The 13,830-nt window shown below is 60.6% G+C and carries 11 protein-coding genes; all 11 read right to left on the bottom strand.

The genetic code is table 11. The features are described from left to right. Positions 1 to 191 precede the first annotated feature (191 nt). On the bottom strand, positions 192 to 773 hold the full coding sequence (locus I2F59_RS05365) for a VanZ family protein (protein ID WP_195503491.1): 582 nt from the start codon (positions 771 to 773) through the stop codon (positions 192 to 194). Between the two features lie 104 nt (positions 774 to 877). Further along, entirely contained in the window at positions 878 to 1,483 is a 606-nt protein-coding gene (locus I2F59_RS05360; protein ID WP_055310347.1) for a recombinase family protein, read from the bottom strand. A 176-nt stretch (positions 1,484 to 1,659) separates the two neighbouring features. After that, positions 1,660 to 3,795 (bottom strand): ribonuclease R family protein, encoded by a 2,136-nt coding sequence (locus tag I2F59_RS05355; protein WP_148332034.1) that lies wholly within the window; start codon positions 3,793 to 3,795, stop codon positions 1,660 to 1,662. A gap of 135 nt (positions 3,796 to 3,930) precedes the next feature. Continuing rightward, complete coding sequence (ftsX, locus tag I2F59_RS05350) at positions 3,931 to 4,851, bottom strand: permease-like cell division protein FtsX (RefSeq protein WP_117769462.1); 921 nt, start codon at positions 4,849 to 4,851, stop codon at positions 3,931 to 3,933. Further along, complete coding sequence (gene ftsE / locus I2F59_RS05345) at positions 4,838 to 6,058, bottom strand: cell division ATP-binding protein FtsE (RefSeq protein ID WP_148332033.1); 1,221 nt, start codon at positions 6,056 to 6,058, stop codon at positions 4,838 to 4,840. Before ftsE ends, ftsX begins: the two co-directional genes overlap by 14 nt. Positions 6,059 to 6,583: 525 nt before the next feature. Then, positions 6,584 to 7,525 (bottom strand): transketolase family protein, encoded by a 942-nt coding sequence (locus I2F59_RS05340; protein ID WP_148332032.1) that lies wholly within the window; start codon positions 7,523 to 7,525, stop codon positions 6,584 to 6,586. A gap of 1 nt (position 7,526) precedes the next feature. After that, complete coding sequence (locus tag I2F59_RS05335) at positions 7,527 to 8,357, bottom strand: transketolase (protein WP_117769458.1); 831 nt, start codon at positions 8,355 to 8,357, stop codon at positions 7,527 to 7,529. Positions 8,358 to 8,564: 207 nt separating this feature from the next. Next, on the bottom strand, positions 8,565 to 9,455 hold the full coding sequence (locus tag I2F59_RS05330; protein WP_006235307.1) for a YitT family protein: 891 nt from the start codon (positions 9,453 to 9,455) through the stop codon (positions 8,565 to 8,567). A 167-nt stretch (positions 9,456 to 9,622) separates the two neighbouring features. Beyond that, on the bottom strand, positions 9,623 to 10,771 hold the full coding sequence (gene prfB / locus I2F59_RS05325) for a peptide chain release factor 2 (RefSeq protein ID WP_195503490.1): 1,149 nt from the start codon (positions 10,769 to 10,771) through the stop codon (positions 9,623 to 9,625). After that, positions 10,771 to 13,578, bottom strand: a complete 2,808-nt coding sequence (gene secA, locus I2F59_RS05320) for a preprotein translocase subunit SecA (protein ID WP_195503489.1) — start codon at positions 13,576 to 13,578, stop codon at positions 10,771 to 10,773. The genes prfB and secA overlap by 1 nt, the downstream gene beginning before the upstream one ends. A 69-nt stretch (positions 13,579 to 13,647) precedes the next feature. Further along, positions 13,648 to 13,830: hypothetical protein (locus tag I2F59_RS09900; protein WP_229065355.1), on the bottom strand; the 183-nt coding region annotated here is incomplete at its 5' end.

Genomic DNA, 13,830 nt, shown 5'->3' with positions numbered 1-13,830 from the left:
GTTGAGAAGAATTAAAGACCAACGAACGATTCGTACCGGATACAAACAGCTGTTGCGGTACATTGTGCCGCATCGTGGCGCACAAAGGGCGAGCGTTCTACCGCTCGCCCCTCAAATCCGACCGCTCGGAAATACGCGCGACACAAAATAATTCAACGAGGTTGCATTATCAGAAACGGGTTTGTTACCGGCTAGCGCCTCGCATGGGCGCCGATCGGCCGAGTCGCATGGCGCACCAACGCCGCTGCCAGCAATACCAACAGCATGGCGGTGACATAGCCCGCAGCATCGAATCCTAAATCGATAACGTCGAAATGCCTGCCGGGAACAAAGATCTTATGCACCTGATCGCCAACGGAGCAGGCGGCGCAAAAGAGCAATGCGGGCACGCAACGGGAGCATACGCTCCACGGATGCCTGGAAAGGCAAACCACGACCACGGAGGCGAATAATCCGACGAAGAAAAACTCTACGGTATGGGCAACGCGACGGACGTTTGTGCCCACCCACATGCGAATGGAAGCAAGTCGGCCAGACCGGACATTCGAGGCAGCCGAATCGGCGCCCCCGGTCATTCCGTTCTCTGTCTGGGCTTCACCTGTGGCATCAGCAGCCTGAACGCCCGTAGCCTGACCCTCCACCACACGCGCGGTGGACTCGCTCAGCAACGACGTCTCCACCGCATTTTGCTCCGTCAGCACCCAGATGCCCGCCAGCGTTGCAACGAACAGAACAATTGCGGTCCATCCGATTATTTGTTTTACGCGCGCCAAGGGCCAACCTCCTTTTTTGAATATCAGCGAGTGTAGCCCCAAATGGCATCGTCACCGTATCAAAATTTGAATCGCAACAGGAAGCGACAAAGCGACGCAAACCCCTACCCCGCCTCGCGCATCCAGCGATCGAACGTCCCCACGCACACGCCCAGGCACTTTGCTGCCTGGCTGCGGGTAATATCGCCTGCCTCATAGCTATCGCGCACCAGCTCAAACTGAGGAGGGCACGGCTTGCGAGGTCGACCGAAACGAACCCCTCGCGCCCGCGCCGCTGCAATTCCCTCCGCCTGGCGCCGATGGATATTCTCGCGCTCCACCTGCGCCACGTAGCTCAGCAGTTGCAGCACAATATCGGCAATCAGGGTGTTGGTCACATCCGGCGCGCCGCTGGCCCTAGCGCGCGTGTCAAGCAATGGCATGTCCAATACCACAATGGCAACCCCGAGCTCCTTGGTAATGCGTCGCCATTCCTCAAGAATCTCGGAGTAATTACGGCCAAGTCGGTCGATAGAAAGCACCACCAGCACGTCCCCGTCTCCCAGGACGTGCAGCAGCTCGCGATAACGCGGTCGATCGAAGTCCTTGCCGCTCGCATGGTCGGCATAAATATTCGCCGAGCCCACGCCATAGGCGCCCAGCGCATCCAGCTGCCGATTAAGATTCTGATCGCGCGAACTCACCCGCGCATAACCGTACACCGTCGCCATCTCATCCCCGCTTTCTTGTAAACCTGCCAAAAGGGACAGGTTTATTTTGGTAGGTTTTACCTCTCAAATAGCAGGTAAGCGGGCGGCCGAGCAGACGGCAAGGTAGCCACGATTCAAATGCGAAGGGCGGTCCCGAAAGGCCGCCCTCCGCTCCCCCACCATGAGTCGGGATTTGGCTAATGGATAAGCTTAAAGTCCAAGTGCCCACGCGTGGTATTGACGCGCGAGACCTCGATAATCACGCGCTGCCCCAGCTCGTAACGGGTGCCCGTGTCGGCACCTGTGAGCGTGAGCGCGTCCTCGTCGAACTCGAACCACTCGTTGCCCAGACTCTTGATCGAAACCAAGCCTTCGACCTGCGTTAGGTCCAAGCGCACAAAAAGGCCCATGCTGCTAACCCACGAGACGGTTCCGGCATAGCGCTCGCCCAGACGGTCCTCATAGTACTGGGCAATCTTGATCTTTTGCGTCGCATGGCTGGCGGCATCTGCCGCGCGCTCGGCATCGCTACATGCGCGGCAGATCTGCGGCAGAATGCGCGGCAGCGACTCGCGCCCCTTACCGATCAGCCGCGGCGTACGGACCAAGGCGTCCTTGCCGCCGAGCTGCTCATAGGCCAACTGCAGTTTGAGCACGCGGTGCACCACCAGATCGGGGTAGCGACGGATGGGACTCGTAAAGTGACAGTAGCACGGCGCGGCGAGCGCAAAGTGGCCCTCGTTGCGCGGCTTGTACAGCGCGCGCTGCATGCTGCGCAGAAGCAGCGTGTTGACGAGCGGTGCGTTGGCCGTACCGGCGGCAGCATCAACTGCAGCCTGCAGCTCATCGGGGCTCCCCAGGGCAATACCGGCAGCACGGCGATCGTCGATGATGCCTAGCTGCGCCAGCGCAACGGCAGCACCGTGCAGGCTATCGGGGCTCGGATCCTCATGCACACGATAGCAGGCCTCGATATCACGGTCTGCCAGCCACTCTGCAACGCACTCGTTGGCGAGCAGCATGGCTTCCTCGATAAGCGACGTGGCACACGAACGCTCACGCGCCACAATCTGCACGGGCACTCCGTCCTCATCCAATAGAGCGCGAATCTCGGCTGTGTCAAAATCGACTGAGCCGCGGGCGCGACGAATACGACGGCGAAGTTCGGCGAGTTCGTTAGCGGCGACAAGGAAATCGCCGAGGTCGATGTTGTAGCCGCGGGCGGCCTCCTCGCACGCAAGACCGCGCTCAAGCGCTTCCTCGCGCGAGGTCTCGGCAGCCGCAACATCCTCGGCTGCACCCTCCAGCACCGAATACTCAACCGCGCCGGCACGCACCAGCAGCGCCTCGGCGCCGTCATAGTCCATACGCACACGCGAGCGAATCACGCTGGAATACGGATCGTAATGCCGCACGCGACCCTGCGCATCGAGCTCGATATCGACGGTAAACGCAAGACGGTCCTCGTCAGGGCGAAGCGAGCACAGGTCACAGGACAGGCGTTCGGGCAGCATGGGAAGCACGCGATCGGCCAGATACACCGATGTCGTACGATGGCGAGCCTCAAGATCGATATGCCCGTCCCAAGCCACATAGTGTGAAACGTCGGCGATATGCACACCCAGCTTGTAGCCACCCTCGGGCGTGCGCTCCAACGAAATGGCATCGTCAAAGTCGCGCGCGTCGACCGGGTCGATCGTGATGACAAAGCGGTCGCGCAGATCGCGGCGGAGCGGGTCCTTAAGCGCCGCGGACACATCGAGCGAAAGCCCCTCGGCCTCGTCCAGCGCGGCCTCGGGATAGCTATCGGTATAGCCGTAACGCGCCATCACATATTGAACGCCCAAATCGGGCGCGTCATCTCCGCCAATGCGGCGTTCGATCGTCACAGTGCCCGATTCCAGGCGCGTCGGGTAGGTCAAAATGCGCGCGACAACGGCATCACCCGGGTGGACACTCAGACGATCCGCCGAGGTATCCTCGGGCAAAATGAAGAAGTCGGCCTTCAAGCGCGAATCGAGCGGCTCGATCACACCGAGCGGACCGGCGGTCTGGTACGTACCCACCACGCTTATGGCTGCGCGCTCAACTACGCCCTCGATCACGGCGCGACGCTCGCCATGCGGGCTATTCTTAATGCTCACGGCAACGGTATCGCCGTCCATGATCTCACGCTTGCCGCGACCCATGACCTTGTAGTCGCCATTCTCGGTTATGACATAGGCACTGTGCTCATGGAGCTGCACGCGCCCGGTCAGGCTCGGACGGCGTTCGCTGCGCACCGGCCCGCGCTTATTGCGAGCTCCACGCTTATGCTTGTTATTGCGCCCCATGGCGCCTCCTAACTATCGATTGCGAACTCCAAAGAGTCTACCCAAATGATTCGCTTTCCTGCCGTCCCCTAGGGATCAAAAAACGGGCCGCCCCATAAGAGACGACCCGTTGGAAGGGATGAATTCCAGGCATGCCTACACGCGCAGGTAGCGACGCATGGCGATGGCAGAACCAAAGAGGCCGATAATCACGCCGACCAGAATCAGCGCAGCATAGGTCACCAGGTAGTACTGCATCGGCAGGGCAAACGACATCCAGCCGATGCTCTCCTGCAAACGCGGAATCATCAGATTGCGCAGCAGCTCCAGAACGCCGATGGAAAGCAGCGAGCCCAAAATGGCCTGCAGTACGCCCTCGGTGATAAACGGGCCACGAATGAAGCCGTTGCTGGCGCCGACCAGACGCATAATCGCAATCTCACGACGACGCGCCGTAATGGACAGGCGAATCGTGTTGTTGATAAAGATGAACGCGATAAAAGTCAGCAGGCCAACGAGCACCACGGCGGCGATGCGGATGTAGTTGGTCACCTGGAACAGGCGGCTCACTTCCTCCTGGCCGTACAGCACGCTCGCGTTGACGTCGCCGTCATCCGCGATCTTCTGGAAATCGGCATCCTTCTTGAGCTTCTTTGCCGTGCTCTCGACCTTGGACGGATCGTCCATCTCAATAGCGAAGGAAGCCGGCAGCGGGTTCTGGCCATCGAGCGCGCTCATGGTGGCGTCGGCGTTGCCCGACATCTTGCTCGTATACTCGGCCAGCGCGTCGTCCTTGTCCTTATAGGTCACGGACTTGACGTTATTCCACGTCTTAAGCTCGGCCTCAAAAGCCTGAACATCAGCCTGATCGGCGTCATCGCTAATGAACGCGTTGATGACAACCTGATCCTCGACGGTGCCGATCACGGAGTTCAGCATCGCAGAGCCCATGATGAACAGGCCGATGATAAACAGCGAAAGGAAGATCGTGATGACGGCGCCGAGCGAGGTAGTCCAGTTACGGAAGAAGTGGCTGATTGCCTCTTTGAAGGAGTAGCCCACGTTAGTTGGTGCCATAGTTGCCGTAACCTCCCCTCTCCTGGTCGCGGATGACGTGGCCGCCCTCGAGGGCGATCACGCGACGGTGCATGCTATCGACCATCTCGCGGTCGTGCGTGGCGACGATCACGGTGGTGCCGGTGCGGTTAATACGCTCAAGCAGTTTCATGATGCCCAGCGAGATCGCCGGGTCGAGGTTGCCCGTGGGCTCGTCGCAGATCAGCAGCGGCGGACGGTTGACCATAGCACGGGCGACGGCAACGCGCTGCTGCTCGCCACCGGAAAGCTGGTCGGGCAGCGAGTCCATCTGATCGGCCAGACCGACCAGGCGCAGCACCTCGGGCACCTGGCTGCGAATGACGCCCTTGGGCTTGCCGATGCACTGCAGGGCAAACGCCACGTTTTCGTAGGCGGTCTTTTGCGGCAGAAGCTTAAAGTCCTGGAACACGGCGCCAATCTGGCGGCGCAGGAACGGAACCTTGCGGTTCTTGATCTTCATGAGGTCCTGACCGGCAACCAGGATGCGGCCGCTCGTCGGCTTGACGTCGCGGTTGAGCGTCGACAGCAGCGTGGTCTTACCCGAGCCGGAGTGACCGACCAGGAAGACGAACTCGCCCGGATAGATCTCGATGTTGATGTCGTCGAGTGCAGGCTTGTTGGGCTGTGCCGGATAGATCTTGGTGACATGCTCCATAAGGATGACGGGCTCGACACCGGCCTGCTTGGCCATCTTCTTGCGGCTGGCCTGCGGATCGATGGGCGCAAACACCGACGTAAAATCGGGGTTGTTGAGCGCGTTATCGAGGCTTGCGACCTCGGCGGCCTGATCGCTCTCGACCACCGGGGCAGCAGGCTGCGTGGGGTCGGGAATAGCGGCAAAGAGACCGGACTGCGCAGGCTGAGGAGCCGGCGTCGCAGGGGCCATGGGGTCGGGAATAGCGGCCATGGTAGGCTGCGGCGTGGCGGCGCCAGCCTGAGGCTGCTCCACGCGAGCGGTCACGGCCTGAACGGGCTCAAAACCCGCCGCGCCGGAAAGCGCGACATCGCTGGTTGGATTGTAGGCAAAGGGATCGGATGCCGGCTGTGCCTGATCTGCCGGCTGAGCGGGGGCCTGAGCAACAGGCTGGCCCTCTGAATCCGGAGTGGCGAAACGACTGCCCTGGACGCCTGCCTGCGTCTTGGGGGCATCATCGCCCGCACCGGAGGTACGGAAGTGGTTACCCACTGGTGCTCCTTATCGTCGTGCGTTTAAACTACATGAGCGCTTTGTATTTTAGCAGCATTAGCTTTGCTGCACATAAGAAGCATGGCGTGCTTAGGGATCCCGTCGGCCGGACACAGGGTTACTCTCCAAATCGTCCTCGGACATGTCGGAGCCCCCGCTGCGCGCTTCGCGCGGCGGGGGCTCCTCCGTCCTGCGGAAAGATTTGGAGAGTAACCCTGTGCCCGGCCTGCGATAACTAAGGGGTCGCTGCGTTTATCTTGGGGTGCTGCATATACAAAGCTGGAAGGGTCTGAATTGCGCTTTGTCGATATATGTCCTTTTCCCTGATGGGACCGTGCTTGAGGGGCGTCTTCATAAGTTGCGGTGAAATAGGGACTGTTGAGCCTTTAGGCTGGCAAAATAGTCCTTATTTCACCGCAACTGAAACAGGGGCGCCCTCCAAGAGAGCGCCCCTGCCGGGTTTCCATAGTACTGGCGAAGCAGTTTTATAGTTCTGGCGAAGCAGTCCTTGAGATCCACCTTGCCTTATGCCAAGAACTCCTTGGTGGTCGCCACGATATTGGCGGCGTCCAGGCCGTACTTGTGCAGGAGCTCGGCGCCCGGGCCGGACTCGCCGAACGTGTCGTTGACGCCGATCTTCTTGAGCGGCGTCGGGCACTGCTCGCACAGGACGTCGGCAACGGCACTGCCCAGGCCACCGATCACGGAGTGCTCCTCGACGGTCACGACGTGGCCGGTCTTGGTAGCGCTCTTGACGACCAGATCGGCGTCGATGGGCTTGATGGTGTGCATGTTGATGACCTCGGCGTCGATGCCCTCGGCAGCGAGCTGCCCGGCGGCCTCAAGGGCCTCGCCGACCATCAGACCGCAGGCAATGATGGTAACGTCGGCGCCCTCGCGCATGACGATGCCGCGGCCCAACTCGAACTTGTAGGTCTCGGGGTCGTTGATGACCGGCGAGGCCAGACGGGCAAAGCGCATGTAGACGGGGCCGTCGCACTCGTAGGCGGCGCGCGTCACGGCGCGAGCCTCGACGTCATCGGCGGGAACGATGACGGTCATGCCGGGAATGACGCGCATAAGGGCGATATCCTCGCAGCACTGGTGCGTGGCACCGTCCTCGCCCACCGAGATACCGGCGTGCGTGGCGCCAATCTTGACGTTGAGGTGCGGATAACCGATGGAATTACGGACCTGCTCAAAAGCGCGGCCGGCGGCAAACATGGCAAAGGTGCTCGCGAAGGCAACGCGACCGGTGGTTGCGATACCGGCGGCAACACCCATCAGGTTGCTCTCGGCAATGCCCACATCGAAGAAGCGGTCGGGGCAGGCAGCCTTAAACTTGCCGGTCTGCGTGGCGGCGGCCAGGTCGGCGTCGAGGACCACAAAGTCATCGTGCTCGTTGGCGAGCTCGACGAGGGCCTCGCCGTAGCTTACGCGCGTGGCGATTTTCTTGACATCTGCCATCCTAGAGCTCCTCTCCGGCGGCCGTGAGCTCTGCCATGGCCTGCTCAAACTGTTCATCGTTGGGGGCCTTACCGTGCCAACCCACCTGGTTCTCCATAAAGGAGACGCCCTTGCCCTTTGTGGTCTCGGCGATAATGGCGGTAGGCTGACCCTTGGTGGCGCGGGCCTCGGCAAAGGCGGCGCGGATCTGGTCAAAGTCGTTGCCGTCGGCGAGCTCCACCACATGGAACTTGAAGGCGCGGAACTTGTCTGCCAGCGGCATGGGGTCGTTGACCTCCTCGACGGGGCCGTCGATCTGCAGGCCGTTGTGGTCGACGATCACGCAGAGGTTGTCGAGCTGCTGGTTGCCGGCAAACATGGCGGCCTCCCAGACCTGGCCCTCCTCGCTCTCGCCATCGCCCAGCAGGGCGTACGTGCGGTAAGTATCGCCCCAGTGCTTGGCGGCAACGGCCATGCCCACAGCGGTGGAGATGCCCTGGCCGAGCGAGCCGGTGGACATGTCGACGCCCGGGGTGTCGTTCATGTTGGGGTGACCCTGCAGGTGGCTGCCGATATGGCGCAGCGTCTCGAGGTCCTCCTTGGGGAAGAACCCACGCTCGGCGAGCACGGCGTACAGGCCCGGAGCGCAATGGCCCTTGGAGAGCACAAAGCGGTCGCGATCGGCCTTGCGGGGATTAGCTGGGTCGACGTTCATTTCCTCAAAGTACAGATAGGTCATGATGTCGGCGGCGCCGAGCGAACCGCCCGGATGGCCGGACTTGGCAGCGTGCACGCCGGTGACGATGCCCTTCCTTACCTCGTTGGCAACCTTTTTGAGCTCTTCGTCGCTCATTGTGCCTTCCTTTCATCCTCTTAAGACAAGATGCGCACGGCACCGAAGGTAATCCCAACACAGCCGCAATGCACGTACGTCATTCATTATGCTGGAAACTGGAAGCTTTACCAGAGTATTTATCATTATTTGAACAATTGAGCAGGCAGAACCGCTGATGAAACGGTTTATCAATGTGAACGTCTTTTGGATGGAACGCAGTCGACCCTACGCGCTAATGTCCTTGAATCCCTCGCCGAAGGCTTCCGTAACGTCAGCGACCGTCACAATGGCGTGAGGATCGCGCTCGCGCACGATCGTCTTGAGGGTATTGAGCTCTCGACGGCTCACGATGACCATAATCACCGGCTTCTCGGCACCCGAATACATGCCAGTCGCCTTAAACTTGGTACAACCACGACCCAGGCCATACATGATATCGGCAGCGATATCAGGGAACTTGTCCGAGATGATGAGTACCATACGGCGTTTGTTGCCACCATCGACCACGGCATCGATCACGTAGCCGCTAATGACCATCGAAAGGCCTGCATATAGTGCGTTTTCGATTGAAAAGACCGGAGCCGACAGCGCGCATACGGCAACATCGATCGCCATGACGGTCGAGCCCACCGGCAGCGAGGTGTTACGCGAGATGATTTGGCCAATCGTGTCCGAGCCGCCGGTGTTGGCGCCGGCGCGCAACACCATGCCGTAACCGATGCCCGTAATAATGCCGCCCCACATGGCAGGGAGCATCAGGTCCGCATCCGCCAGAGGTGCTACAAACGGGGCGAACAGATCGGTAAAGAAGCCCAGCAGCACAAAGCCCGTCGCGGTCTGCACCACGTAGAACATGCCACCCTCGCGCATAACGACCAACAACAGCAAGGCGTTCATCACGATGGTCTGGATACCGACGGGAAGCGACACGCCTCGCGCCGCGCCGACAGCCTGGATAATAGTCGCAAGGCCCGTAACGCCACCGGCGGCAAGACCGTTGGGAATCAAAAACAAGTCGGTCGCGATGGCGGCCAAGGCACACCCCAACATGATCTGGGGCAGGTCGTGAAAGAAGTTCATCGAAAGAATGCGCTTGATGTCCAGACGATATGCCATGCTGCCTCCCTCAAAAAAGCGCACCCAAACGGATGCGCTTTGAACTTCTTGCTGTATTCGATTCTACCGATTCGCCGAACAAAAACCACCCCTGCGCAGGGTTTGTTCTGGATACAAAACCACCCTGCTCGGAGGGCTTTAATCCATTTCCGCATAAACCGAGCGGTCTATGCGGACGGGGTCTCCGCGTCAGCGTTGCCGGTAGCCCAACGGTGATAGCCAATCACAAACGGATCCAGATCGCCGTCGTCAAGAACGGCCTCGACGTTGCTGGTCTCCACGCCCGTGCGCAGGTCCTTAACCATCTGGTACGGGTAGAGCACGTAGCTGCGGATCTGGTTGCCAAAACCAATTGTGGTCTTGGGTCCGCGAATCTCATCCAGGGCCTCGGCGCGCTTTTCGAGCTCAATCTCGTACAGACGCGCCTTGAGGATCTGCATGCACGCGGCCTTGTTTTGAATCTGGCTGCGCTCGTTTTGACACGTGACCACGATACCGCTGGGGAAATGCGTCACGCGCACGGCGGAGTCGGTGGTGTTGACGCCCTGACCGCCCGGGCCGCTTGCGTGGTATACGTCGACGCGAATGTCATCGGGATTAATCTCGATATCGATATCGTCGGGTAGCACCGGAATGACCTCGACGCCGGCAAACGTGGTCTGGCGGCGCTTCTTGTCGTCGGTGGGGCTAATGCGCACCAGGCGGTGAACTCCGGCCTCGGCGCGAAGCATGCCAAAGGCATCCTTGCCTTCGACGGTAAAGGTCGCGCGATCGATGCCGATGACCTCGGCCGCGGGGCAATCGTTGATGGTGACCTTCCAACCGCGGCGCTGGCAGTACTTCATGTACATCTTAAAGAGCATGAAGGTCCAGTCCTGGGCCTCCAAGCCACCCTGTCCGGGCTTGATGGTCACAATCGCGTCGCCATGGTCGAACTCCCCGGTAAACCAGCTCGCAAGCTCAAGCTCGTCGATGGCGCGGGATAGGCGCTCCGCCGTGGCGGCAGCCTCCTCACGCAGCGCAGCGGCATCGGGGTCATCGCCCATTTCCTCGGCAAGCTCCAACGCGGCGCGAGCATCGGAAAGCTCTCCGCGCGCGGTATCCACGGCGGCGATGTCCTCCTTGGCGCGCGCAATCTCCTCCATCGTGGCGCGAGCTGCATCGGCATCGTCCCAAAAGCCCGGGGCGACGCTTTTGGCCTCGAGCTCCGTTACGCAGGTGCGCTTCTCGTCCAAATGGAGATACGACTCGACCTCGCCGAGTCGGTCCGCAAACGCGTCCAACTCGGCGGGAGTTACCTCTAGAGTCTCGGCCATTAACGATTCCTGCCGTGGCAATACTTAAACTTCTTACCGCTACCGCAAGGGCACGGGTCGTTGCGGCCCACGTTGACATAGGGGTCATCGCTCTCGGACTTGCGGTAGGTCGTCACCTTGCCACCGTTGTTAACGGCAGCCGGACCACCCTGGACGGCGGTGCGGGCCTGCACCTGAGCCTGCTTGCGCAGTACCGAATCGCTGTTGTCGCCATCGACCTCGGCGGGACCAGAGAAGTGCGCGCCCTTAAGGGCGGGGTCCTCCTTGTGCTCCACAGCCTGCGGGGCAGCTTTGAGCTCAATGCGCAGAACAGTGCGCAGGTAATCCTCGTACATGGTATCGACGAGCATCTGGAACGCGCCGTAGGCCTCGGTCTTGTACTCAACCAGCGGGTCGCGCTGGCCAAAGCCGCGCAGGCCGATACCGGTCTTGAGGTAGTCCATTTCCTGCAGGTAGTTCATCCAACGCGTATCGATGACGCGCAGCATGACCTGGGTATTGAGCTCGCGCATCAGGTCCTCGCCCAGGCGCTCGGCCTTCATGTTGTAGCACTTCTCGACGTAGGCCAGGACATCGGCAGCCAGGGCCTCAAAGTCCTCGTCGGGGAACTTGGGCGTATCGATATGCCCGGTCAGCTCCACGACCCACTTACGCAGGCCCTCAAGATCGCGCTCGCCCTCGTGGCTGTCCTTGGTGCAGAACTCCTGAACACAGCGGTACACGGTATCGTGCATGACCTCGGTGATGTGGTCGGTCAGGTCCTTGCCGTCCAGGATCTTGTTGCGCTCGGCGTAGATGACCTGGCGCTGCTTGTTCATAACGTCATCGTACTCAAGGACGCTCTTGCGCATGGAGAAGTTGATGCTCTCGACCTTGTGCTGCGCGCTCTCGACGGCCTTGGAGATGATCTTGTGCTGGATCGGCATGTCGTCGCCCATATCGGCCGTGACCATCATCTTGGAGACGCGGTCCATCTTGTCGCCGCCAAACAGGCGCATCAGATCGTCCTCGAGTGACAGGTAGAACTGGGTCTCGCCCGGATCGCCCTGACGGCCGGAACGGCCGCGCAGCTGGTTGTCGATACGGCGAGATTCATGGCGCTCGGTGCCGATAACGGTCAGGCCGCCGGCGGCAAGCACGCGCTCGCGCTCGGCCTTGCAGGTCTCCTTGGCCTCGGCGTTAAACTGCTCGAGCTGCTCGGGCGTGACATCCTCCATGGTCAGGCCCTCGTACTCCAGGCGCTCGCGCACCAGCTCGTCGGGGTTGCCGCCCAGCAGGATGTCGGTACCACGGCCGGCCATGTTGGTAGCAATGGTCACGGCGCCGTAGCGTCCGGCCTGGGCCACGATATGGGCCTCGCGCTCGTGGTGCTTGGCGTTGAGGACCTCGTGCGCGATGCCGCGCTTGGTGAGGGCGGCAGACAGCTTCTCGGAGCTCTCGATGGAGACGGTGCCCACCAGGACCGGCTGGCCCTTGGCGTGACGACGCTCAACGTCGTCGGCAACGGCGTTGTATTTAGCCTGAATGGTGCGGTAGACCAGGTCCTCGTGGTCAACACGCTGCACGGGCTTGTTGGAGGGGATGACCTCGACGGGCAGCTTGTAGATCTCGCGGAACTCAGCGTCCTCGGTGAGTGCCGTGCCGGTCATACCGGAGAGCTTGTCATACAGACGGAAGTAGTTCTGCAGGGTGATGGTCGCCAGCGTCTGGTTCTCCTCGCGCACGAGCACGCCCTCTTTTGCCTCGATGGCCTGGTGCAGGCCCTCGGAATAGCGGCGGCCTTCCATAATGCGGCCGGTGAACTCGTCTACGATCTTGACCTCGCCGTTGGTGACCACGTACTGCTTGTCGCGATGGAACATGTACTGGGCCTTCAGCGCCTGCTGCAGATGGTTGACCAGCTGGCCCGAAAGGTCGGCGTAGATATCCTCGATCCCTAAGCGGCGCTCGATTTTCTTAAGGCCGCGCTCGGTGGCGGCAATGGTGTGCTTGGCCTCATCCATGACGTAGTCGCCCGTGGGCTCCACGTCCTCGGTGGCGGTGAGCATGTCATGCGACACGTCCTCGCCGCGCTCCAGGCCGCGCACGGCACGCGCAAAATCCTTGTAGGTGCTGGCCGATTTGGTGCCGGCGCCCGAGATGATGAGCGGCGTTCTGGCCTCATCGATCAGGATGGAGTCGACCTCGTCGACGATGGCGTAGTTGTGACCGCGCTGAACACGCTGCTCGGGGCGGGTGACCATGTTGTCGCGCAGGTAGTCAAAGCCAAACTCGGAGTTGGTACCATAGGTGACATCGGCCTGATAGGCCGGGCGCTTAAGCTCGAGCGGCATGTTGTTTTGCAGCAGACCGACGGTCATGCCCAAATACTTATAGATACGACCCATCCACTCGGAGTCGCGCTTGGCCAGGTAGTCATTGACGGTAACGACGTGCACGCCCTTGCCGGAGATGGCATTGAGATAGCCGGCCAGCGTAGAGACGAGCGTCTTGCCCTCGCCGGTCTTCATCTCGGCAATGTGGCCCTCGTGAAGCGCCATGGCGCCGATAAGCTGTACATCAAAGTGACGCATGCCCGTGATGCGCTTTGAAGCCTCGCGCACGGTGGCAAAAGCCTCGGGGAGCATATCGTCGAGCGACTCGCCGTTGGCGTATCGCTCGCGGAACTTATCGGTCTGGGCGCGGAGCTCCTCCTCGGTCATCTTCTCAAACTGGGGCTCAAGACCGTTGATCTCGTCGACGATCTTGTAGTAGCGCTTCAGGTCCTTATCGGATCCAAAGGACAGCAGCTTTGACATGAATCCCATGTGGTTTTCCTTTTTGGCCATCGCCCGCGGCGTGAAACCTTGGGCGAGTTAAACACAGATAATTGTACTTTAGCCAAACAAGGCACCGCCTATGCGGTCGACCTCAACCGCCACGTAATAACTACGACCAACCTGCCAAAAAGGGACTGGTTTATTTTGGCAGCTTTTATCTGGGAAAACGCTGTCTCTCTGCCATTTGGTGCAAACCAACCTGTCCCCTTCGCACCAATCTGGTGCAATGGGGACAGGTTG

Origin of the sequence: Collinsella aerofaciens, assembly GCF_015556945.1 — a bacterium.
GTDB lineage: Bacteria > Actinomycetota > Coriobacteriia > Coriobacteriales > Coriobacteriaceae > Collinsella > Collinsella aerofaciens_AO.
This window is presented reverse-complemented; position numbering and strand designations above follow the sequence as displayed.